Here is a 24,326-nt window from a genome sequence, read left to right on the forward strand (position 1 = left end):
CTACGAAGAGGAGGGGACTGCCGCTCCGGCATCCGAGGAGACACAGTGTGTACTGGAGACTATCGAAGCGGTCTCCGGAGGGTCGATCAAGCTACCACGCCATGAGCAGGGGACCAGTCGTAAGATGCGGTCTTTCTTCATCGGCAAGGACGGCAACAGCTATCCCATCTCTGAGGTAGCGACAGGGATCAAGAGCTTTGCCATACTACAGTGTCTTCTCAAGAGAGGTCTGATACACAGGCAGACCGTTCTCGTCTTAGACGAGCCGGAGGCGCACCTCCATCCCCAGTGGATCGTAGAGTATGCGAGGATCATACTGCTGATGCACCATCAGCTCGGCGTGCGCTTCCTCATCGCCAGCCATAGTCCGGACTTCGTACAGGCACTTTATCGCATCGCCAATGAGTACTACGGCGAGACATTAACTAAGGGTCTCTCTTTCTATCTCTCTGAGTCATCCGAGGAAGAGGGCGGAGGAGGCTACACCTTTAGGAACATCGGCAACGATATTGGAGAGATCTTCGACTGCTACAATATCTCGTACGAAAAAATGGATCAGTATGCAGGGGACGGAGAGGATAAGGAGTGAGAGGGGTGATAAGCTCCCTGTTCGGCAGTACGACAGGGAGAGCACCGATCTGATCATCAGCATGCTCGGCCATAGTGAGCAGCTGTCCCACGTCCTGAGGAGGGAGGGCGCCTCGTCGGATGGAGGACACTCGGAGCCGGTTGTGGTCTTTGACGCTCTGGTACGAGATCGCTGTCGGGGTGGTGACAAATGTCGAAGTGTGGATATCGTCGTGGGGGTTAAGGGTCGTAAGGCGCGGCTGATAGAGTGCAAGCTGAGAGAGGCCTCGCGCAATACGAGTGTGAGCAAGATTGAGGGAAAGGTGTCCAGCACAGTGTCTATCATACATGAGCGTGCCTCAGATATTGTGGTTGACAAGCAGACCGATGTGATCTATTCGGATAGAGATGCCGGCCCGGCACTTCGCAAGTTCCACCGGCGCTACCCTACGTGTGGCGCATCCGACCTCCCCTTACGCGCCATGAAGGTCTCCGAGCTCATTCATACCCTCTTCGTATAGGTGTGGCCGAGCAACTGTCCTCTATTTCGGCGACCTGCCAGGGGTTGCACCCCTCTCGATTCGCACCCCACCCCCTGCCCTACCGCAACACCAATAAATGTGGTATCTTTGGGGCGATAATAACAAACATGACACCATGAGGCGAGAGAGGGACACTTTCTTAGGCAGGAGCAAGGGGGGACGGGACTCCTGGCGTGGAGATACATTGGCTATAAACCATAGGATAGTCAATGGGTGAACTCTCGTCGCATAATAATCCGCTCCGGAGACTTTGGTCCACAGCCAAGGGGCACCGACTCATACTCGAGAACTTTCTCTCTCTTGGGCTGATCAATGTCCTCAATTCCTCCTTCCATCTGATTATCTACCCCATCCTCATCCGCCGAGTGGGGGCTGAGACCTACGGGACATATGTCTATGCCTTCTCGATCGTCAATTATTTCACCACGCTAGTCACCTATGGACTGGATATGATCGGGACGCGCTACCTGGCGATCTACGACCGTGATGATGACCTGGAGGGCAAGTCGCGGATCACTTCTCTAATGGTGTCCAGCAAGTTCTATTTGGCCTTGCTTGCTTTACTAATCTTTTCGCCCATAGCTCTCTTCATCGAGTCTCTAGAACCTCTACGACCACTCCTCTGGGCAAATTTTCTCGTGGTCGTCTCATATATTTTCATGCCAGGCTGGTACTACATAGGCATCCAGAATACCCGTCCTTATCTTAACATACAGGTGATCACCAAGATACTATTAGTTCTTGCCATCATCTTCTTAGTCATCGATGCATCCGATGTAACGCTCTATGCCCTCCTTGTCTCGATTAATATGATCATTTTTTCCCTGCTATCCTTTATATATATTGCGAAGAAGGAGAAACTTTTAATTGTGGGATATTCGGTGTCAAAATGTCTTTCGCTGCTTAAGGAGTCAACACCACTATTCCTCTCGAATATGCTCTTCACAGTCAAGTCGGCAGGGCTAAACTTGGTGATTGGCAATATGTTTGGAATGACCACTCTCACGGGATACGATTTTTCAATGAAGATTGTCAGCAATGTTACATTCCTTGCAAAACAACTCAACACTGCACTATTCCCCTCAATCAGTGGACATTATACTCAGACAAAAATATGGAAACTATTGAAGATCGAGTCTGTATTAGGAATCACCATAACAGCTCTATTGATTTTGCTAGCTAAGCCAATAATATGGATAATGGGCAATGGCCCAATTGAATCAATTGTCCTTCCTCTCTTCATTGTTCTATCAACATTGGTTCCAACCTGGCTGATATCAGGTTTCTTCATAGAGCTGGTTTTGACAGCGAATGGAAAGAACAGAGAGGTTTTTTACAACCAATTAATTTCTCTTGGAATCATCTCTGTAGGTGTTGGGATCGCCTATCTCTCTGACGTTAGCATTCTGGGATTATCCGTGATTGTCGTGCTCGCAGGAATTCTGGAGGTGTCATTTCTCTATTGGATGGCACGTCGACTTAATTTATTGAACAAGAACGGTCATACACAGTAACTACTGAATTGAGAAGTGCCTATAGATAATGATCCCGAAAGGTGAGCAGTATCCAAAGTGTAGTGAATAATAGTAAGAAAAATGAGATCGCTTTTAAAAATCACACTTTTCATATTTTTGGCAGAGCTACTACTCTCCGTGATCACGCCATTAACATATCCGGGTGCATACCAGCTCTATGCCTACGTATTGCACTGTCTGATATTTGGTCTATTCTATTTTGGATATAAGTCAAGAAAGAGGATTACATCGCCAATAACATCTAACAGAGGGCAAAAACAGAGTGAGGAAAAGGTGAAACTCCGCTCATTGTGGCTACTTACCCTGATAACATTTATATTCGTCTCTCTATATATCAATTTCTATACTGGGAATAGTATCTTAACTGTGTTCTCGTCTCTTCTGCTGAATCAAACTGGCGCTGAAAGTTTGTATTACACATATCAGAGGCACTTCGCAGAAAATCAGCTGGCTACATTCAGTCTTGAAAAACTCCCATATATAATAATCTATCCAATCCTGAAGCTAGGATTTTACTGCGTAACATTACATTTGATCTCACACCGTCAGATGTCCAAAAAGGTGGTTATACCAGTCACTATACTTTTTCTATTATTTCTGACGATAGGGTTAGCGAGAGGAACCTCCCTAGAATTATTTGAGCTGGCCTGTTTTCTAATGTTTTGTGTGGTATTTGCCTTCCAGAAGAATCCGGACAAGAAATCTAGACGGAAATTAGTTCTATTGTCACTTCTACCCATTCTCGCATATCTTCTTTTCGACCATTTCAAAGCCATGAGATACGAGGATGGTATCATTGTAACTAGTACAGAAGGAGAAACATTTGTGCTTGATCAAGACTCATTTCTGGCCAACAATTTCCCCTGGCTATTTAATGTACTACGTTCCCTTTCAAGCTATTTCATGTTCGGCTTCTATTATATTAGCCATTGTTTTAATGATCTGTGGTTGCAGTCAATAGAGGGATTTATTTCGCTTCTCGTACCAATGGGGACACCCATTTTTTTCTCACCAGACAATACGAAAGAGCTTCTTGATGGGACCTATATCAATTTTGGAGTTAGGTGGGTTCCGGATATTGTCTTATTGATTGAGCGCTTTGGTCTGATTTTCTCATTGACCTTCATATATCTCTTAGGCAAATTTACCCACGTGCTGGACGACAAATTTCGCAAGTCAGACAATACTATTTATGTCTGTATGCTGTTTTTTATTTTGGTTCAAATGGCGTCGTTCTCAGTAGGTAACTTTATCTCATCCTCGAGTTCTAATATATTGATGGTCATTTTATGTGTCTTTCTCGTTTTCAACCCATCGTGGTACCGAAGACTAGAAAGAATGTTTTTTCCATGAAAAAGATAATCGTTTTCAGCCATAATTGTTTTTCTGAGACACAGAATAATGGAAAAACATTAAGTGCCATCTTTGGAAGTATTGGGAAAAACCGTATCGCTCAGCTTTTCATCTCTACTCGAGAGATGCCTTCTTCAGACGGAGTCGCAGACAAGTACTTTTTAATCTCCGATAGAGACCTAGTCAATTCAGCTATTCACCACCGCCCCTTTGGGCATGAGATAGTGGGAACAGGTTCTGAAGCAGGAATTCGGAATAATTCGCATTCTCATAAGCCATTAGGGAAACGTAATATCATTACTATTTGGTTACGGGAGATCGTTTGGCTCATACTCTTCAGATTTAAGAGTAAGCATCTTCTGTCTTGGATAAAGGAGCAAGATCCTGGAGTGTTGTTCTACTTATCAGGTGATGCTATATTCTCTCAGTCAGTTACACGTTATCTGGCCTCTGAACTCAATCTACCCATTCTTGTATACGTCACTGACGATTATCTGGTTTATAACAAACCTCGTCTCACTAGTCCGCTTAAATGGCTACACCACCGCTTTCTCTCTAAGTCAGCAAGAAAGCTGTTCAATAACAGCGAAAATGTTTTTGTCATTAGCGAGCGTATGAAGGAAGTATATGACGATAAATATCAGATTACTTCCACTATTCTAAGAAATACAGTTCCTTTCCTACCCTTCTCATATAACAAGGCGATTCGGGACGGCTCTGTAGTGACTATTGGCTATTACGGTAGCCTTGCACTTGGTCGAGATGAACAACTAATATCCCTTGCAAATCTGCTGAGAGAAATTGATCTCCCTCAAGAGGTCAAAGTAATTCTGGATGTGTATACCTTTTCTCCAACGACTAGTAAGACAATTAGGAAATTTGATGAATCTGGCATAATACTACACAATGGTCTAAATCAAGAGAAGATGAAGTCCTCCATAAAGGAGCATGACATCCTCCTTCTCGTGGAGAGTGATAAAAGGCGGTACACTAATTTGACGATGCTATCATTCTCCACAAAGATTACTGAGTACATGATCATGTCTCGCCCTATCCTTGCATATGGGCCCTCAGAGATTGGGTCAATGTACTTTATTACCGAAAATGGTTGTGGAGTTCATGTGAATAGCAGATCTCCCAGCAGAGATCAGATCTTACAGGTGCACAATCTAATATCTTCATCTAATTTTAGAGAGGAACTTGCAAGAAAGGCATATGAAGTTGCTATTCGTAAGTTTGACCCAGAAGATCAAAGCGATAAATTTCAGACAATCATAAATAAACACATATAAATACTACAGAACTCATGAGTGTATTTGCAGACAAGACCCTCCTGATCACAGGAGGTACAGGTTCGTTCGGGAGTGCTGTCCTGCGGCGCTTCCTGGACACAGACATCAAGGAGATCCGTATCTTCTCACGCGATGAGAAGAAGCAAGATGATATGCGTCACCGCTATCAGACGGATAAGATCAAGTACTACATCGGAGACGTAAGAGAGAGGGAGTCCGTGGATGGTGCAATGACCGGTGTGGACTACGTCTTCAATGCTGCGGCACTTAAGGAGGTGCCCAGCTGCGAATTTTTCCCCATGGAGGCGGTGAAGACCAATATCTTCGGCACCCATAATGTCATCGAGTCCGCCGTGGCTCATGGGGTAAAGAGTGTGGTCGTACTCTCTACAGATAAGGCTGCCTACCCTATCAATGCGATGGGTATGACGAAGGCGCTGGATGAGAAAGTGGCTATAGCTAAGGGGCGATCCCTTGGGGCCGATGCTGCCACCACCATCTGCTGTACCAGATATGGTAACGTCATGGGGAGCCGTGGGTCGGTGATCCCTCTCTGGGTAGATCAGATCAAGCACGGCAAGCCAATCACCATCACGGATCCCAACATGACCCGCTTTATGATGACGCTGGATAATGCTGTCGACCTTGTGGTCTTTGCCTTCCAGCATGCGTCTAATGGGGATCTTTTCGTCCAGAAAGCTCCAGCCGCCACCCTCGAGGTGCTTGCACAGGCTCTGATAGAGCTCTATGGGACTATAGATAGTTCTTACAAGAAGACTGATGTCAAGATCATCGGTACTCGCCACGGAGAGAAGCTCTATGAGACCTTGGTAACTCATGAGGAGATGGCACGAGCCATTGATATGGGTAACTACTATAGGATACCGAGTGACACAAGGGATCTGAACTACGATAAGTACTTCACCGAGGGAGATCAGGATATCTCAAGGATCAATGACTACCACTCACACAACACTGAGAGGCTATCTGTCGAGGAGATGAAGGAGTTGCTCAAGGAACTTCGCTTTGTGCGAGTGGACCTCGGTCTAGAGGGAGCTACTAGGAGTACTGAGATCGTAAGTGAGTAATCTCTCTGAGGAAATGAAGGTACTAGTAACAGGAGCCAAGGGCTTCGTGGGGAGAAATCTCTGTGAAGAGCTGAAGAATATTCGTGATGGCAAGGCTCGCCACTATGGTGACCTGTCTGTGGATCAGGTATATGAGTACGACATTGACTCTACTCGTGAGGACCTGGATAGATATTGCTCCGACGCAGACTTTGTCTTTAATCTCGCAGGGGTCAATCGCCCTAAGGACGAGCGGGAATTTATGGAGGGAAACTTCGGCTTCGCCTCTACACTCTTGGATACCCTGAGGGATCATGATAATCACTGCCCTGTGATGCTCAGCAGCTCTATACAAGCTACCCTCATAGGACGCTATGCGGAGAGCGACTATGGGCGATCCAAGAAGGCCGGCGAGGAGCTATTCTTTGACTACGGCAAAGAGACCGGCTCTGATGTGCTCGTCTATCGATTTCCTAACCTCTTTGGGAAGTGGTGTCGCCCCAATTACAATTCCGTGATAGCTACATTCTGTCACAATATGGCGCAGGACCTGCCTATTCAGGTCAACGATCCCACCACGGAGCTCGAGCTGCTCTACATTGATGACTTAGTTTCAGAGATGATCGAGGCGATGCAGGGGAGACCTCACCGCTGCGATTACGGTGGATTGACTCCCATTGCCTCTCCTAAGGGGTGCTATTGCTACTGCCCCGTCACTTATCGAGTCACTCTCGGTGAGATAGTGGATCTTCTAGAGCGCTTCCGTGACCTGCCCAAGACACTCCTGATCCCAAGCATCCCGGAGGGGTCCTTTGCGAAGAAACTCTTCAGTACTTACTTAAGCTACCTCCCGAGAGAGAAAGCTATCTATGATCTGAGTATGAATACGGATCATCGTGGATGCTTCACCGAACTGATCCGCACACCTACAACGGGTCAGGTAAGCATCAATATCAGTAAGCCCGGGATCACTAAGGGTGAGCACTGGCACCACTCAAAGTGGGAGCTCTTCATCGTCGTGAAGGGGCATGCCCTGATACAAGAGCGTATGATTGGCACGGATGAGCTGATCGAGTACGAGGTGTCCGGGGATCACATTCAGTCGGTCTATATGCTTCCCGGATATACCCACAATATCATCAATCTCTCAGAGACAGAGGATCTCGTGACTGTGATGTGGGCTAATGAACTATTTAATCCTGACTTACCTGATACCTTTGCTGAGCCGGTAGAACCCAAGAATTAACTGAGACTATGAAAAAGGACTATTCAGACACTCGCTTCAAGGATAATGGGAAGCTCAAGTTGCTTATAATTGTAGGTACACGCCCCGAGATCATACGCCTCTCTGCGGTGATCACTAAGTGTAGGATCTACTTTGACGTGCTTCTGGCTCACACCGGGCAGAATTACGACTACAATCTCAATGGAATCTTCTTCCGTGATCTCAATCTTGCCGAGCCTGAGGTCTATATGGAGGCTGTGGGAGATGACTTGGGGTCAACCATAGGGAACATTATCGATGCCTCATACAAATTGATGTCTGCTACTAAGCCGGATGCTGTCTTAGTGCTGGGAGACACCAATAGTTGCCTGAGCGTCATACCGGCGAAACGGTTGCATATCCCTATCTTCCATATGGAGGCGGGGAATAGGTGTAAGGATGAGAATCTGCCTGAGGAGACAAATCGCCGCATCGTAGACATTATCTCTGATGTCAATATGGCTTATAGTGAACAGGCGAGAACCTATCTGCATGACTGTGGTCTCCCTAAGGAGCGTACCTATGTCACCGGGTCTCCGATGGCTGAGGTACTTCGTGCCAATCTGTCAGAGATAGAAAGCTCGGACGTACATCAGCGGCTTGGACTTGAAAAAGGTAGGTATATCCTCCTGAGTGCACATCGAGAGGAGAATATCGATAGTGAGAAGAATTTCTTAAGTCTCTTCTCCGCCATCAATAAAATGGCAGAGAAGTACGATATGCCCATCCTCTACTCTTGCCATCCACGCTCACGCAAGAGGCTGGAAGCATCCGGCTTCCAGCTCGATGCTCGTGTCATAGCGCATCAGCCACTCGGCTTCCATGACTATAACTGCCTTCAGATGAATGCTTTTGCAGTAGTGTCAGATAGCGGTACACTCCCGGAGGAGAGTTCTTTTTTCCTCAGTGTGGGTCACCCCTTCCCCGCCATCTGCATACGCACCTCGACGGAGCGGCCTGAGGCGCTTGACAAGGGGTGCTTCATCATTGCCGGCATAGATACAAAAAGCCTACTACAGGCGGTAGATGTGGCCGTGGAGATGAATCGGAATGGTCACCAAGGGATCCCTGTGCCTACCTATGTGGATGAGAATGTGTCGGATAAGGTGGTAAAAATCATCCAGAGCTATACCGGCATAGTGGATCGAATGGTATGGCGCAAGTTTTAGACCGTGAACATCTTATTCTTCTCCACAGTCCGCATTGATATTGAGGATCGGAGCTCGCTCTATGGCGGACTCTTGCGCTTCTTTATCGAGAAGGGGCATAAAGTCTGTGCGGTCTCTCCCATTGAGCGTAAGAATGGGCAACGAACCTACTTGCGGCAAGGAGAGTCGTATGAACATCTCTTTGTGAGATCGCTTAATATTTTTGAGACTTCGAAAGTCGAGAAAGGGCTCTCCTACATTACTCTAGAGTATCTCTTCCGGCATGCCATAGCTAAGTATTGGAAGGAGCGACATTTTGATCTGATCCTCTATCCGACGCCTCCACCCATCTTCAGCCACCTGATCGGCTGGTGCAAGAAGGAGTATAGTGGGTCGATTAGCTATATGATGCTGAAAGACATTTTCCCTCAGAACGCAGTTGACCTGGGGATGATGTCTCCCGGTGGCGTAACACATCGTTTCTTCAAGAAGCTCGAACTGGCCACGATGCATGCTTCTGACTACATTGGCTGTATGTCACCTGCCAATGTGGAGTACGTGAGAGCACACTACCCTTCTTTGCCCCCTTCTCGCATAGAGATCTGCCCAAATACATCTTTCCCCACTACACTAAAGGAATCCCACGATAGTAAGGAGATAAGATGTCAATTGGGACTGCCGATCGATAAGGTACTCTTTGTCTACGGAGGTAATCTCGGCAAGCCCCAAGGCATACCTCACCTCTTGGACTGCATACGTGCGTGCCAAGGGAAGGAGGCTCACTTTGTGATCATCGGCAAGGGAACGGAATATGGTTTGGTGGAACGTTATATCCTCGAGCATAATCTGTCCAACGCTACTCTGATGCCACACCTTCCGGCAGAGAAGTACAATCACTTGTTAACGGCGTGTGATGTCGGGCTGATCTCCTTGGATGGTCGGTTCACCTTTCCAAACTTCCCATCGCGCCTTCTTGGCTATCAGGGAATAGGACTTCCTATCCTCGCTGTGACTGATCGAGTTAGTGATATCGGTCAGATCATCGAGAAAAACGGCTTTGGCAAGTGGTGTCCCGCTGATAGTACCGATTCATTTTCCAAGGCAGTTGACCTATTCATTGCTAATAGTGATCAGTTACCGAAGTGGGGTGCTTCTGGACACCGCTATATGCTGGACCACTACACTCATGAAGTTGCGTATAATACGATTATGTCTCACTTCCCCGCCCTTTGATCGCCTCCCGCTACCGGCAGGAGGATGTCTGGCGCGCCACGCTGGAGATGTATAACTCGCTGTGACGTGAGAGTTAGCTGTGCTTCATTTAGTATACTGGTGAGAATAATTTGATATCTTTGCTGTAAGATAAATCGGCTATCCCATGACACTAGAAGAGTATAACCAAGACCTACAAACGCATCACCTTAGTGAACCGCAAAGGAGGTGGGGTAGTACCTGGACGGACGAAAAACTCGATGCCTTTGAGAAATATGTCAAAGCCTACCTGACTATTCTCAATAAGTTCAAACGGCAGTTTGGGTGGAGGACGGTATACATTGATGCATTTGCAGGGAGTGGATCTTGCGGAGAGGAGGATCTAACTGGAAATGACGGAAGTCAGTCTCTCTTCGACCCTGACGTTATCGAGGATTTCACCATTGACGATTCCTATAGGGGAGCTGCCGAACGGGTACTAGGGATAGAGGGATTGGATCCTTTTGACTATTACTTTTTCATTGATAAAAAGAAGGATGCTATCGAAGGGCTGGAGCAGATGCTGCGTGAGAAGAATTATCTGTCTGGACGTAACTGTTACTTTTCCTGCACGGATGCGAATGATCAGCTGAGAAAGATATCGGAGTCCCTGTCTAAAAGCACTGATAGAGCTTTGGCTCTCCTGGATCCTTTCGGAATGCAGGTAGAGTGGAGTTCCATCGAGGCACTAAGTCGGACCCACTGTGACCTTTGGATCTTAGTCCCCAGTGGGGTGATCATCAATAGGTTGATAAAGAGGGATGGCACTCTCTTGTATCCAGATAAGTTGACTAAGTTTTTCGGCCTGTCCGAGGATGAGATCTGTGAAATTTTCTACAAAAAGAGGGTTCGGAAATCACTCTTTGAGGAGGTCGAAGACATGGTGAAAATCAGTAATGCTACCATGCAAATAGCGATGGTCTATCTTACACAGCTCAAGAAAGTTTTTGAGTTCGTGATTGATGAACCGCTTGTCCTCTACAATCGTAGGAATGTTCCTATTTTTCACTTTGTCTTCGCCTCTCATAATGAGACGGCGAAAAAGATTGCCTCGGAAATTATTGCTCGCAAGAAAGGATAATGTCTACGAAGATTGAATGGACCGACAAGACCTGGAATCCCATAACAGGGTGTACTAAGAGGTCTCCTGGGTGCGCACACTGCTATGCCGAGGTGCTCTCTCGACGCCTTTGCGCAATGGGTTTGGCAAAGTATGAGAATGAGTTTCGGCTCACCCTTCACCCTCAGACGTTGGACGAACCTAAGACCTGGAGGAAGTCGCATAATATCTTTGTCTGCTCCATGAGCGACCTATTCCATGAGATGGTCCCCTTTGACTTTATAGATAGGGTGATGAGCACCATTGAAGAGACACCTCAGCATCGCTATCAGATACTGACTAAGCGAGCTGAGCGTATGAGCTCCTACTTCAGCCAGCATGCGATCCCTACGAATGTATGGCTGGGGACAACGGTTGAGTGTAGATCCGTCCTAAATCGTATCGACATACTGAGACAAATGGATGCCACTGTGCGCTTCCTCTCCTGCGAGCCTCTCCTTGAAGATCTAGGAGAGGTGGACTTGTCTGGTATTGACTGGGTGATTGTAGGTGGAGAAAGTGGTCCTCATGCGCGTCCAATGAGTCAAGAGTGGGTGCTATCACTAAGAGATCAAGTCAAGGTCAGCGGTGCTGCTTTCTTCTTCAAGCAGTGGGGGACGTGGGGGAGTGATGGCATCAAAAGAAGCAAGCAGAGGAATGGAAAGCGACTGCAGGGTAGGGTTATTCAAGAAATGCCACAAGGGTTATGATCTCTTTTTACACAATAGCTTATGTCTAGCACAATATATCAGAATTATATCAAGCGGGTGCTGGACTTTGTCTTTGCGCTGCTGCTGCTGATCCTGCTGTCGCCACTGCTGCTGGTTGTGACGATCTGGCTTCACTTTGCCAATAAGGGGGCGGGGGCTTTCTTCACCCAGGAGCGCCCGGGCAAGAACGAGAAGATCTTCAAGCTCTACAAGTTTAAGAGCATGACCGACGAGCGGGATGCAGAGGGGTATCTGCTCCCTGATGCTGAGCGGATCACTCGAGCCGGTCGCTTCGTGCGAAGCACCTCGATAGATGAGCTGCCTCAGCTCTGGAATGTGCTAAAGGGCGATATGTCCTTTATCGGTCCCCGACCACTTTTGGTTAGGTACCTTCCATACTATACTGAGCGTGAGCATCGCCGTCATGATGTGCGTCCAGGTATAACTGGATTGTCACAGGTATCCGGACGCAATAATCTCAAGTGGGATGAGCGTCTAGAGATGGATGTCAGATATGTCGAGGAAATCTGTTTCATACTGGACATTCGTATTGCTATCGATACCATAAAAAAAGTCTTCGGACAAGAGAATATCGTGGTTGTGATGGACCCTACAGTAAATGTACCTCTGGATGAATACAGAAGAAACAGAAATTAGGATACTTGAGATCCAAGACTTACCTATCAGAGTAAGCCTCTTAAACGATACAGACATATCTAGATTCTTGAATACGTCTGAGATCTTTAGCCTTGAAGGAACTACGAAGTGGTTTCGCAATAGAGATCTCAGTACTAGAGCTGATCTTGCCTTGTTATATATGGGGACTGTATCTGGAATGGCAGGAATTACCCATATCGACAAGAAGGCAGGTGTTGGAGAATTGTATATATACTTGGACAAAAAACTTCAGGGCAGAGGTCTTGGTGTGACGTACATGGGGCTCATTCTAGATTATGCTTTTAAGACACTTGGTCTAAACAAGGTATTTCTGTATACATACAAGACCAATGGCAGAGCAAACCATCTATATGAGAAGATAGGTTTTGTCCTCGAAGGGATCTTGCGACAACACTCCTGGCATAATGGCCAAGTGTGCGACCGATGCATATGGGGAATTTTGAGAGAAGAATGGCTATGAATATCCTTTTTACATGCGTAGGTAGGAGGAACTACCTCCTTAATTATCTGAGAGAGGTGCTGCAGCCTGAGGACAAAATCTTTGGTGCCGATATGCAGATGACCGCCCCTGGAATGGCAGAGTGCGATGTGCCAATCATCGTGCCATCCATATACGATGCTACTTATATCGGTAAGCTCCGCAAGGTTGTCTATGACAACCATATCGATGGTATCATCTCTCTGAATGACCTTGAGTTGCCAATCCTCGCTGCTCACAGGCAGGAATTGGAGGCTCATGGAGCTAAGCTGATAGTCTCTGACGAAAGAGTGATAGATCTTACTTTTGATAAGCTTAAGACCGCACAATTCTTGACTGATATCGGGCTCCGCACCCCACAAACATACGTGAGACGAGAGGACTTCGATGCAGCACGAGACAGGGGAGAGATAGATCTGCCTGTAGTTGTCAAGCCTCGCTTTGGGAGTGCCTCCATTGACATTGAGATGCCTAAGTCGCTTGATGAGCTATTACTAGTTGAGAAGCTTGCTCGCTTACGTCTCGAGCGATCCATCCTAAGTACAGCAAGCAGCAGCCATCCCGATGAGGCTCTTCTTTATCAGGAGTTCCTTCCCGGTCAAGAGTACGGCATGGATGTCTTGAATGACTTGGAGGGTAACTATATCGGTACGTTTGTCCGCAAGAAACTCTCTATGCGTGCCGGAGAAACGGATAAGGCAACGACTGTCATTGACTCAAGATTTGAGGAGATTGGTCGCACCATCTCTAAGCACCTTCGACATATCGGTAACTTAGACTGCGATATTATGGAGAAGAATGGTGAGTACTACGTGCTCGAGATGAACGCTCGCTTCGGTGGCGGCTATCCATTCTCTCATGAGGGAGGAGCAAAGGGGATCTGCTGCTACTATGAATGGCTCAGGGGTGAGACCGATATCGCAAAATATCTCAATTATAAGGCCGGACTCACCTTCTCTAAGTGCGACCGTATAATCAAAATCCCAGAATAACTAATCCGGCGAGAACATATTGACATGAAGAATTTACAACACTACGTATATTGGGCGATTGACGCACTTTTACACAAGGGCGCACTCAGAAAAGAGATTAAGGCGCAAGAGAGGCAGCTAGATCTAATGGGGAGGGATCCATTACAAGCTTACGAAAAGCAGAGGCAACGCCTCGATGAGATACTATCGCTAGTATGTAAGAAGATTCCTTACTACAAAAACACCTCTCCTCAAGATCTTGAGAGGTTTCCAGTGATTACAAAAGATCTAATACGATCTGACTATTGGAGCTTTCAAAATCCCGACTTGAACATCGAAAAGATGAAAAAATACCATACAAGTGGATCAACAGGAACTCCATTCTACGTTGCCTATTCTCCATCGAAATTACTAGCGAATAGAGCATCATTGCTTGTTGACTACATGCAGAAGGGGTATACCCTAGGAGACCGGTTGTATTATTTTCGTGCATGGAATGACCTTAACACTTACTCAAAGATAAAAACACTTGTAACAAACTTTGTGATGCAGGATGCATCTGGAACGAGTAAGAATGTCGACGACTTCGTTGCCGGACTAGCAAATGACAGCATAATCCTCACCTATGTCTCTGCTATAATGTCCTATGCCGAAAACATCAGTCGTAGAAGATTAGAAGAAAAAGTAAGAGGGCTTGTTAACGCCATCATTGTGTCTGGGGAGACGCTATCGGAAGAAGACAGAAGTTATATAAACAAACTTTTCCAATGTCCTGTGTTCTCAAGGTATTCGAATGAAGAAAACGGAATAATTGCAGAGCAATTTGATATGAAAAGCTCCAAGTTCCGTGTCAACACTCCATGTATGTGGGTTGAGATCTTAAAGATAAACGATGACAAACCCGCATGCCCAGGAGAGATCGGTAGAGTGGTCGTTACTGACCTAAACAATGACGCTATGCCTATCATAAGATACGACACGGGAGACCTTTCATCTTACTCGATTGGTGATAAAATCAAAGATAGCATCTTTTACATTAACAATATTGATGGTTGTAAGGTTGATCCTATTGTAGACACACGCAACGAGCCTCTTAACCCCCACTACGTTACTGTGGCCTTCTGGGGAACTGGGGATTTCATCTCGAACTTCCAGCTAATACAGCACAGCCCTAAGCATGTGACCCTCAAGTACATCCCCGTTGACAACAGCATCTTTAATAGTACTCTGGTTGATACCAAGCTCAAAAAAATATTCGGCAATGATCTCATGATCGACTACGAAGAGGTTGACAGCATACCACTTTTAAGGTCAGGAAAGAGATGCTTTATTGTTAATGAGATGTGTCGTAATTCTATTATAGAGCAAAATAATATATGAATTGTATCAGTTCTCGCCATAACTACGCTTTCCTTGAAACAGCTTATGCCCGTCTCCTTCACCTGCTCTAAGACGAAACGTGCCTGCAGGGTATCATTAGGTCATATAAATCACAGGAGTTACCCTAAAGTGCAGATAAGAGACAACCAGGGGGTGCGAGGGTGGTATCTTTGCAGGCGATATGTAGTGGAGTCTGTAAGGCGTAGAGATTTGTCAAAGACCTCAGTAAGTAAGTCTTACCGAACGAATTTGAAGAGGGGCGTGGCTATTTAGAGCCCAATTAATTATGAGCGGGTCTATCTTGTGTCAATCTGATCTACGCCACCGTCATCAGCAAAGCGCTTATTAGCACAATAGGCTCTGACTCCTACTTTTGAAGCTACGTTAAGTAGCAGGACTACGGCTGGAACAATGATGACGTGACTAATGCCAACAGATGCAGCAATTTCACTCGAAATAATTGGAATTGCTATTAATCCAATACTTCCTGCCTGTTGGCTTACTTTATTGCGTACATCTGAGTAGTCCGGATGACCACAGATGAACTTGTCAAACTCTATTTTAAATCTTCGCCAATAATCCTTTGGGTCTCCTTGGGAATCATTTGCTCCGCCAAATCTCGCTGTTTGTAACGGACCCACTGAGGTCAACCATATCTCTGCCGTTGTTTCTTCCCCGTAGGTTTGAACCAACTGCTCAATGTATTTTCTCTGGTATGGCTTTAAGATACTAAACCACTCGTCTTGAGATAATGTCTCAACTTCCATTATATCATCTCCTGTACATAGTGTGCCGAAATACAATAGGATGTCTGATTCAGTTCCTGAGGATTGATACCTCCAATTTCTATTCCTGAGATGGGGGCATACGTGCCAATGAGTAAGCCAACTATTGAGCCGGATAATCTATTGAATACAACGGATCCCGACTGACCTGGTCTTGTCTGGATATTGAGTATTGCATGCTTTATTTTCACAGAATTCGTTTCCATAAGTACCTTTGCACCAACATCCGCCTCTTGATAGGTTAGTACTCTCATCCCTAAGATGCAGTGGGGAAATCCGTATATTCCTACTCTCTCTCCTATGCACACGTTATCCAATGATACCAGTGATGGTAAAGGACCTATAACGAGGAGGTCGATCTTAAGAATGCAAAGGTCTGTTAAGGGGTTGACTTCAATAACAGTAGCAATTTTATACTGGCACTTAAGTTCCGTCATATCCTGATAGCTGTTTGTATCCCACAAGTGAGGATTCACAATGACTATGTCGTCGGTGTGATTGCCAATGACATGCCTAGCGGTGACAAGTCTACCATCATTAGAGACAATAAAACCAGTTCCTAACATTACAACAATATCTCGACTTCTGTCATAGTACCCTACTACTCGGGTTAATTGGGTATAGTCGGCTATCATATTTTCTGGAGAAATTCGCTATTGTTGTAGTTTGCCTCACAAATATAGTCATAATTTAGGGGGGGCGCCGAGCAGAGCCTTCAGCGACCCCGCCAGGGTGTCGCACTCACCAGTCAGGCAATCAGTGCGACACCCTGACGGGGTCGCGGGATCGCTTGCAATGCCTGGCCCCCGGGTCGTCGGGGCTACGCCCCTCGACCTGGGGCTAGGAAGCGGACACCCGCAAGGGGTGCTTCGCTTCCCACTCTCCACAATCAGTTGATTGATTTCTGTACCACTCAAATGCGTCAGCCCTGCCTAGAGTTAAAAGAAAGATAAAAGAATAAGGGCGATAGCTTAGAGAATAAGAGCGGTAGCTTAGAGAATAAGAGCGGTAGCTTAGAGAATAAGCTTCCTGAAGAGATCTTGACGCTGGTGACTAACTTGGGACGAAGATCATCCAGAAGGCAGTTGCTCTTTGCTGTTCTAAAACTCTGCTCGGTAGAGGCGATGACTATTGAGCGTATAGCTCTGCTGACGAAAAGATCAGAGCAGCATATTCGCCAGAATAACATTCGAGTTCTACTCAAGGATGGGTTGTTAGAGCCTATATATGAAAGCCCGACCAATCCCAGTCAGGCGTATCGTGCCACTGAGAAGGGTAGGATAATGATTGCAAATTATGAGATGGGTGTGGACCAAGTGGTTCTGTGAGCGAGCTGCTGTCCCTTCCGGGGTCGGCAGACGTGAGTATCGGGAGAGAGGGATCAGTCGAAGGGATTATACAACGTCAGGGATTGTCTCTCCTTAGCTGTAAATCTCAAATACGGTGCTATAGTATACGAGCTTATTGAGTAATTCTCTGTTTTTTGACCATAAAGACGCAGTAATTACCCCTAAGTGCAGATAAGAGACAACCGGGGTGTGCGGGGGTGGTATCTTTGCAGCCGAAAGAGAAAGCACTGTTGAGCCAGTAGCTCTTACATAGGGTGTGTTGAGATAGTAGTTCCTATTCTATAGAAGTTGATCTCTTGTGGTGTTGATTTTGATGTGGTGCATAACCGCTGATTTCACTACATTTGTGGATAGATCAGAGTAGATAAACCATCAGATAAAATAACGATATGAGTGAGGAGAGAGCACAGATCAGTATGTCCAATACTAAGAAGGAGATGCTGGAGGTCTACCAGGCGCTACTGGCAGAGGTGCTTAAGTCTTTCATCGATCGTAGGTGCGTGCAAGAATACTAGACCGTCTGAAGATAAGTTGTATACGATACGATAGTATAATTGACAATCATCTAAGCGAATGCAGATTAAGCAGGTTAAGATAGAAAACTTCAAGGGGATTACGCTCTTTGAGATGGATATGGGAAGTAATCTCAATACTTTCATCGGATCTAATGGATCTGGTAAATCCACCATTATAGAGGCGATTAATATGCTACTGTCGTGGGTCGTGGCAAGGGTGCGTACGGAACGTGGGCAGGGAGACTCTATCCAGCCTAAACAAATCCACAAGGGGGCACCATATGCTCGCCTGACTATTGACGTTGAGCTAGAAGGTGAGAGATATAAGTGGTCTCTCTACAAGAAAGCTACTCAAGTGCGTAAGAAACTTCCTGATGACTCCAGCGACCTGATACAAAGCTTGGCTTGTGCGAATAAGATCGTGGAAATAGTCAGTCAAAAGAGGATGGCACCTCCCATCATTAGTTCTTTTGGGGTTAATCGTGCTGTTGATGAGATCCCTAAGGGGATTAGCAAGAAAAAACACAAGCTAAACCCAGAAGACATCTATGATAAGGGCACCTCACCAATTCGTTTCAGGTCACTCTTTGAGTGGATGCTGGAGCGTCAAATTATTGAAAACGAAGAGTATCGTGCGAAGAGAGAGGCAGGAGAGCTTTTTACAGAAGACGAGCAGCTAGCTACTGTCAAGAGAGCTATTGAAAAGGTTTTTGACAATGGCTATACCAATCTCAAAGTAAAGAGCAGTCCCAGACGGGTAACCATAGAGAAGCGCGAGGGCGCAACTCTAAGGGAGTATGAGCTGGATCTTCTTTCTGACGGAGAGAAGTGTTATCTTGCCATTGTGGCTAGTATTGCACGCCTTTTGTCTATGGCTACGCCGGGGGGGCGGGATCCCCTGGAGAGTGCCGGGGTTGTTTTAATTGATGAGGTGGATCTCCACCTTCACCCCGAGTGGCAACTGACTGTCGTGCCTAGGCTGACTGCGACTTTCCCCAATTGCCAGTTTATCTTCACGACTCACTCTCCCCACGTGATCTCTAGCATACCCTCCGGGGACAGTTCCAAGCTTGTAGTTATGAATCGTGGAGTAGGGGAGGAGGTAGAGTCTGGTTGGTATGGCAAAGAGTCTGATCCTATCTTGCTAGAATACTTTGGGCTATCTCATGTTCGCAACAATGAGGTGCATTATCTCCTTGGAGAGATTTGGCAAGAACTCAATCAAAACAATGCGATAACGGATCACTACAGATGTCTTAAGTCGAGGCTAGAATCTCTTGTTAGTCCCAATGACCCCGCATTATTTGACCTGCAAGTACAGGAGGCTCTTATTGCTAAGCGTCATAATGAGAAGAATATATAAATGTACGGCACCCCATTCTCTGGTAAAGACCAAGAAGAGTTGTGGCAATGAATGGGGAAAGGTGCCTGAGAATGTAAAGGACTTATGGAGGAAGCAACTCATCAAAGAGCAAGAGGGATTTGATGCCTATACAGAAGAGATCCTGCCTCCAAATGACAAGAAGACTATCCACATTGATCACTTCAAGAAAAGAGCACATCATCCTGAGCTTACGTACGATTGGGATAATCTGTTCTTAGCAAACCACCATCATAATAACGCATATGGAGCAGATGCTAAGGATAATGGGACAAGCAAAATACAAAAAAACAGGTACAGTGACCTGATTCACCCTGCCAAAGAGGATCCTCACGACTACTTTACCTATAATTTGCGTGGAGAGATACTCCCTCGTGAAGGCTTAGATAAGGCGATGCTTAAGAAGGCTCAGTTTACTATTGACACCTTTTGTCTAAATAGTCCCGCACTCCTACAGAAGAGAAATGGTATCCTCGGAGTGTTAAGGAGCTACAAAGATCAAATGGCAGAAGTGTACGTAGATCTTAAGGAGTGTCCATTCCCAAGTTTGATAGACTGTTACAAAGAAGAGAAATGGTGGACATTGGAGAGGATGAGATAGGAGAGACCCTTTTTGATTACATTTGTAGGTAGCTAAGTCAAGATAAACCATCAGATAAAATAACGATATGAGTGAGGAGAGAGCACAGATCAGTATGTCCAATACTAAGAAGGAGATGCTGGAGGCCTATCAGGCGCTGCTGGCAGAGGTGCAGACGAAGAGCTTAGAGAACCCGAGGGAGGAGCAGAAGCGGATCGAGCAGAAGAAGGTGGTCGCTCAGGCTGAGGCTCTCTCCGCTGAAGAGATGGACAAGTTTGCCCGGGAGATTATGGGCGGCTTTGAGCGCTCTGTCGCTCTCCTCCAGTCTCAGCTAAGGGAGGGCTTTGATAAGCTCAGGACGCTTGATGAGACGATCAAGATCAAGGAGGCGTGGATAGAAGACCTGTACGCCATTCAGAGTAATGCCGACTCACTCTCTACACTCATCCTGGCGCAGAAGAAGCAGAAGGAAGAGGCACAGCTCGAGCTTGATGAGATGCGTACTAAGCTGGAGCGAGAGATCGAAGAGACTCGCGAGGCTTGGCAACGTGAGCAAGAGCAGTACAAGGACTCCGTCAAGCAGGAGAAGGCGGCCGCTGCACTTCTCCGAAAGCGTGAGGAGGATGAGTATGAGTACACCACGAGTCAGAGGCGCCGTAAGGAGGAGGATGCCTTCCGGGAGCAACTGGACGCAGATGAGCGAGAGCTGGCGGAGCGTCGCCAGGACTTTGAGCGGACTACTGCTGAGCGGGAGCGTGTGCTTGCCGAGGCTGAGGGTGAGCTGGAGGGACTGCGCCGTCTGTCGGAGAGCTTAGATACTCGTATGCAGGAGGTGGAGAGTAGGGCGATCAAAGCCACTGAGGAGCGTCTCGAGAGGGAGCATCGCTTTGCTTTTGACTTAGCACAGAAGGAGACAGAGGGTCAGCTGCGACTCAAGGATCAGCAGATCGAATTACTGCAGCAGAAGATCAGGGAGATAGAGGCGCAGCTCCGGGAGGCGGGGCTCAAGGTCTCCACATCAGAGGAGACGGTCCGAGACATTGCGCTTCGCGCCATCGACTCCTCTGCGATGACCAGTCGTGCGCTATCGCGTGAGCCTCGCCCCACAGCCGGGCGTGAGGGCACCGATGAGGCGTGAACACTTGTCACTGAGGGAGTGAAGTAAACGTAGCCAATAAATCTTATGACGGAAGAGAGAAAGATGATCTACCTCTGTCTCGCTCATATGAGTGAGGAGGGGCTGGAGCAGAAGTATGTGAAGGAGGCCTTTGACACCAATTGGGTGGTGCCGATGGGTCCGAATGTGAATGCCTTTGAGAAAGATCTGGAGGCGTTTGTCAACAGCAAGTCAGACGACTCTGTCGCACTGGATCGGCGTGTGGTCTGTCTGTCAGCAGGTACGGCGGCAGTTCATCTGGCGCTGATCGGCTGTGGTGTGGGACCCGGAGATGAGGTGCTGGTGCAGAGCTTCACCTTCTGCGCCTCGTCGCACCCGATCACTTACCTGGGTGCTAAGCCGGTCTTTGTCGGCTCGGAGCGGGAGACCTGGAATATGGATCCGGCTCTGCTGGAGAGGGCGATCCTGGATCGTAAGGAGCAGACCGGACGGTACCCCAAGGCGATCGTTCCCGTGGCGCTCTATGGTATGCCCTACCGGATCGACGAGATCATGGCGATAGCGGATAAGTACGGCATCCCCGTGGTGGAGGATGCTGCTGAGGGGATGGGCTCCCGCTATGATGGTCAGGTGTTAGGCACCTTTGGAAGGTTTGGCGTTCTCTCCTTTAATGGAAATAAGATGATCACCACCTCTGGAGGTGGGGCGCTGATCTGTCGCTCGGAGGCGGATGCGACGGAGGTCATGTGGTATGCCACCCAGGCGCGTGATGCCTATCCTTACTACCACCATACCGCCATCGGATACAACTATCGTCTCTCCAATGTCTGCGCCGGTATCGGTCGCGGACAGATGACGGTGCTGGGGGACCACCTTGCTCACCACAAGCACGTGCAGGCGCTCTATGAGGAGCTGCTGACAGATGTGCCGGGGATTACGATGCACCGGCAACCGGAGGACAAGCGGTATGATGCCAACTTCTGGCTCTGCGCTGCCACGATCGACCCGGAGGTTCGGGTCAAGGGGCAGGAGAATGCATACAAGCAGGTAATCAAAACAGCCGTCGGCGGTGCTGCTGGGGTGATCCATCAGGTGGAGTCGGCTACGACCGACTGTCAGCCTAATGCCAATGTGGAGGCTCTGCGCACCTTTATGCTTGATAAGAAGGTAGAGTGTCGTCCGCTCTGGAAGCCGATGCATAAGCAGCCGGTCTATTCGGATGCGCCGATCTACACCAACGGTGTGGAGGAGGAGCTCTTCCGGGTCGGCTTCTGTCTCCCGGCAGGTCCCTATGTCTCGGACGACGATGTCCGCTATATCGTCGACTGCATCCGTGAGGCGATCGAGGGGTGAGACTCGTCCTATGAGACTCTGAGTGTAGTATCCCACCATCAGAAAAAGGGCTCGACCATCTGCACAAGCAGTTGGTCGAGCCCTTACTTTAGTGTCAGGGAGTGATCAGCGCTCCAGCGGTAGGGTGTGGTCGCGGAGCCACTTGGCGGTCTCCTCGTCCAGCTCGGGGCTGATCTCACGGTAGACGCGCTCCTGGTAGTCGTTGTACCACTTGAGCTGCGCATCATCGAGCATGGACGGATCGACCATCCTATTGTCGAGCCAGCAGAGGGTGAGGCACTCAAATCCGTAGAACTCCTCTCCGCCGCCTTCGCCCACCTTGATGCAGCGGAGAAGGTTCTCTATCCGGATGCCATACTCGCCCTCGGGGTAGTAGCCCGGCTCGTCGGAGGTGACGCTGTGGAGCCGGATCGGAGAGGGATTGTTGTCTGTACGGACATTCTGCGGTCCCTCGTGGCAGCAGAGGAAGTGACCTACGCCGTGACCGGTGCCGTGACCATAGTTCTTATGCTCCTGCCAGAGGTAGCGGTGCGCCAGCACGTCGAGCTGATTGCCTCGCGTCCCCTTGGGGAAGACTGTGAGCTGCAGGTCGATGTGCCCCTTGAGCACCAGCGTGTAGTCGTGGCGCAGCTTCTCCGACGGCTTGCCATCGAGCGAGACGGTGCGGGTGATGTCGGTCGTCCCGTCGTAGTACTGAGCACCGGAGTCGAGGAGAAGGGATCCCTTGGGCTCTATCTTGGCGCTGGTGTCCGGCATCGGATGGTAGTGGACGATGGCGCCATTGGCATTATATCCGGTGATGGTGGTGAAGCTGTCGTAGAGGTAGCGGTCGCTCTCGGCACGGAAGCCGGCCAGGATCGCATCGATCTCATACTCCGTCGGTGTCTCACCACGGTCGAGCATCTCGTAGAAATGCTTCCAGAACTTCGTCAGCGCCACGCCGTCCCGCAGCATCGCCCGGCGGCAGCCCTGGTACTCCGCCTCGGTCTTGATTGACTTGAGGATCGTGATGGGACTCATCTGGTCGACGACGATGCAGCCCTCAGGTACTCGGCGTCCTAGCTCGGCATTGGTCCGGAGCGGATCGACCCAGACGATGGCACTCTCGGGTAGTGCAGAGACATCCTCATAGATCTGGTTGTAAGGTCGGATCTCCACCTTATTCTTCTCCAGGTGACTCCGTACCTCGTCGGTCATCTTGCGGTCATCGACGTAGAAGTAAGCACTCTTATCCGTCACCATGGCGTAGGCGACACCGGTGGGATTGTACTCTACGTCGGAGGAGCGGACGTTGTAGAGCCAGCAGACCTCGTCCATCATCGTGACGATGAGGGTGTCGGCATTCTCCTCCTTCATCATTGCTCGAACTTCCTCCACCTTCTCGTGCGGAGTCTTGCCGGCGTCCTCATCGGGCTGGATGAAGAAGTCGTTGAGCGGAATATCCGGCATCTCCTCCCCGCGGATCTCCTTGATAAAGTCGTGCGACAGGTCGAGCTCGATCCGGCCGAGGCGCAGCTCCTTCTGCAGCTGTGCGGCATCGGCGACGCTCATGCACTCGCCATTGAGTGCCACCCGCTTCACCTCCGGCAGGCTGCGAAGCCATGCGGGGATCGTCGGGGTGCCGGGCATCCCCTCCTTCATCAGCTCGTAGGTGGTCCCCTTGAGCACCTCCGTCGCCTCGAGGAAGTACCGCGAGTCGGTCCAGAGAGCAGCGTGCTCGGCGGTCACTACGGCAGTGCCGGCAGAGCCCAGGAAGCCACTGATGTACTGGCGCGCCTGCCAGCAGTCGGGGGTGTACTCATTGAGGTGCCGGTCGAAGCTCGGTACGATGACGGCATCGATATTTGCGGCTCGGAGTGCTTGCCGCATGGAGTCTAGTCTCTTGATGATCTCTTCTTTCATATAAGTAAA

22 protein-coding genes are annotated in these 24,326 nt (G+C 48.3%); 19 read left to right on the top strand and 3 right to left on the bottom strand.

Annotation, left to right across the window (positions count from 1 at the left end; all coding sequences use genetic code 11):
• Positions 1-124 precede the first annotated feature (124 nt).
• The 14 genes from B088_RS01265 (at position 125) to B088_RS01335 (ending at position 15,335) form a co-directional block, all read left to right on the top strand.
• The gene (locus tag B088_RS01265) at positions 125-589 is read left to right on the top strand and encodes an AAA family ATPase (protein ID WP_018106595.1); all 465 of its coding nucleotides are present in this window, start codon (positions 125-127) and stop codon (positions 587-589) included.
• A complete protein-coding gene (locus tag B088_RS01270) occupies positions 561-1,088 on the top strand; it encodes a hypothetical protein (RefSeq protein WP_018106596.1) in 528 nt (175 codons plus the stop codon). The genes B088_RS01265 and B088_RS01270 overlap by 29 nt, the downstream gene beginning before the upstream one ends.
• Positions 1,089-1,318: 230 nt before the next feature.
• Complete coding sequence (locus B088_RS01275; RefSeq protein WP_018106597.1) at positions 1,319-2,623, top strand: oligosaccharide flippase family protein; 1,305 nt, start codon at positions 1,319-1,321, stop codon at positions 2,621-2,623.
• Between the two features lie 1,370 nt (positions 2,624-3,993).
• Positions 3,994-5,289 carry a glycosyltransferase family protein gene (locus B088_RS01285; protein WP_018106599.1) on the top strand — a complete coding sequence of 432 codons (1,296 nt, stop codon included), beginning with the start codon at positions 3,994-3,996 and terminating at the stop codon, positions 5,287-5,289.
• A gap of 14 nt (positions 5,290-5,303) precedes the next feature.
• On the top strand, positions 5,304-6,377 hold the full coding sequence (locus B088_RS01290) for a polysaccharide biosynthesis protein (protein WP_018106600.1): 1,074 nt from the start codon (positions 5,304-5,306) through the stop codon (positions 6,375-6,377).
• Between the two features lie 13 nt (positions 6,378-6,390).
• Positions 6,391-7,602: a polysaccharide biosynthesis C-terminal domain-containing protein gene (locus tag B088_RS01295; protein WP_018106601.1), complete on the top strand. Its 1,212-nt coding sequence runs from the start codon at positions 6,391-6,393 to the stop codon at positions 7,600-7,602.
• 8 nt (positions 7,603-7,610) lie between these two features.
• Positions 7,611-8,789, top strand: a complete 1,179-nt coding sequence (gene wecB / locus B088_RS01300) for a non-hydrolyzing UDP-N-acetylglucosamine 2-epimerase (protein WP_018106602.1) — start codon at positions 7,611-7,613, stop codon at positions 8,787-8,789.
• Positions 8,790-8,792: 3 nt separating this feature from the next.
• Complete coding sequence (locus B088_RS01305; RefSeq protein ID WP_018106603.1) at positions 8,793-10,001, top strand: glycosyltransferase family 4 protein; 1,209 nt, start codon at positions 8,793-8,795, stop codon at positions 9,999-10,001.
• A 145-nt stretch (positions 10,002-10,146) separates the two neighbouring features.
• Positions 10,147-11,100 carry a three-Cys-motif partner protein TcmP gene (gene tcmP, locus B088_RS01310; RefSeq protein WP_018106604.1) on the top strand — a complete coding sequence of 318 codons (954 nt, stop codon included), beginning with the start codon at positions 10,147-10,149 and terminating at the stop codon, positions 11,098-11,100.
• On the top strand, positions 11,100-11,828 hold the full coding sequence (locus tag B088_RS01315) for a phage Gp37/Gp68 family protein (RefSeq protein WP_018106605.1): 729 nt from the start codon (positions 11,100-11,102) through the stop codon (positions 11,826-11,828). Before tcmP ends, B088_RS01315 begins: the two co-directional genes overlap by 1 nt.
• A 21-nt stretch (positions 11,829-11,849) precedes the next feature.
• Entirely contained in the window at positions 11,850-12,485 is a 636-nt protein-coding gene (locus B088_RS01320; protein WP_018106606.1) for a sugar transferase, read from the top strand.
• Positions 12,460-12,966 carry a GNAT family N-acetyltransferase gene (locus B088_RS08205; RefSeq protein WP_025081528.1) on the top strand — a complete coding sequence of 169 codons (507 nt, stop codon included), beginning with the start codon at positions 12,460-12,462 and terminating at the stop codon, positions 12,964-12,966. The genes B088_RS01320 and B088_RS08205 overlap by 26 nt, the downstream gene beginning before the upstream one ends.
• The gene (locus B088_RS01330; protein WP_025081529.1) at positions 12,963-13,976 is read left to right on the top strand and encodes an ATP-grasp domain-containing protein; all 1,014 of its coding nucleotides are present in this window, start codon (positions 12,963-12,965) and stop codon (positions 13,974-13,976) included. The genes B088_RS08205 and B088_RS01330 overlap by 4 nt, the downstream gene beginning before the upstream one ends.
• Positions 13,977-14,000: 24 nt before the next feature.
• Entirely contained in the window at positions 14,001-15,335 is a 1,335-nt protein-coding gene (locus tag B088_RS01335; protein WP_018106609.1) for a phenylacetate--CoA ligase family protein, read from the top strand.
• A gap of 296 nt (positions 15,336-15,631) precedes the next feature.
• Here the strand turns inward: B088_RS01335 and B088_RS01340 are convergent, their stop codons facing one another.
• On the bottom strand, positions 15,632-16,102 hold the full coding sequence (locus B088_RS01340) for a hypothetical protein (RefSeq protein ID WP_018106610.1): 471 nt from the start codon (positions 16,100-16,102) through the stop codon (positions 15,632-15,634).
• Positions 16,102-16,755, bottom strand: coding sequence for a trypsin-like peptidase domain-containing protein (locus B088_RS01345; protein WP_026170417.1), 654 nt, complete (start codon positions 16,753-16,755; stop codon positions 16,102-16,104). The genes B088_RS01340 and B088_RS01345 overlap by 1 nt, the downstream gene beginning before the upstream one ends.
• A 1,103-nt stretch (positions 16,756-17,858) precedes the next feature.
• On the opposite strand from B088_RS01345, the gene B088_RS08795 reads away from it, so the two are divergent.
• From B088_RS08795 to B088_RS01370, 5 genes are all read left to right on the top strand, one after another.
• Entirely contained in the window at positions 17,859-17,984 is a 126-nt protein-coding gene (locus B088_RS08795; protein WP_018106613.1) for a hypothetical protein, read from the top strand.
• Positions 17,985-18,042: 58 nt separating this feature from the next.
• Positions 18,043-19,347 carry an AAA family ATPase gene (locus B088_RS01355; RefSeq protein WP_018106614.1) on the top strand — a complete coding sequence of 435 codons (1,305 nt, stop codon included), beginning with the start codon at positions 18,043-18,045 and terminating at the stop codon, positions 19,345-19,347.
• Complete coding sequence (locus B088_RS08210) at positions 19,331-19,966, top strand: retron system putative HNH endonuclease (RefSeq protein WP_025081532.1); 636 nt, start codon at positions 19,331-19,333, stop codon at positions 19,964-19,966. Before B088_RS01355 ends, B088_RS08210 begins: the two co-directional genes overlap by 17 nt.
• 67 nt (positions 19,967-20,033) lie before the next feature.
• Complete coding sequence (locus tag B088_RS01365) at positions 20,034-21,083, top strand: coiled-coil domain-containing protein (protein ID WP_018106616.1); 1,050 nt, start codon at positions 20,034-20,036, stop codon at positions 21,081-21,083.
• Positions 21,084-21,128: 45 nt separating this feature from the next.
• Positions 21,129-22,415 (top strand): DegT/DnrJ/EryC1/StrS family aminotransferase, encoded by a 1,287-nt coding sequence (locus B088_RS01370; RefSeq protein WP_018106617.1) that lies wholly within the window; start codon positions 21,129-21,131, stop codon positions 22,413-22,415.
• 105 nt (positions 22,416-22,520) lie between these two features.
• On the opposite strand, the gene B088_RS01375 is transcribed toward B088_RS01370, so the two are convergent.
• Positions 22,521-24,317: an aminopeptidase P family N-terminal domain-containing protein gene (locus B088_RS01375; protein ID WP_018106618.1), complete on the bottom strand. Its 1,797-nt coding sequence runs from the start codon at positions 24,315-24,317 to the stop codon at positions 22,521-22,523.
• Between the last annotated feature and the right edge of the window lie 9 nt (positions 24,318-24,326).

The sequence above is a fragment of the Porphyromonas bennonis DSM 23058 = JCM 16335 genome (assembly GCF_000375645.1).
Lineage (GTDB): Bacteria > Bacteroidota > Bacteroidia > Bacteroidales > Porphyromonadaceae > Porphyromonas_A > Porphyromonas_A bennonis.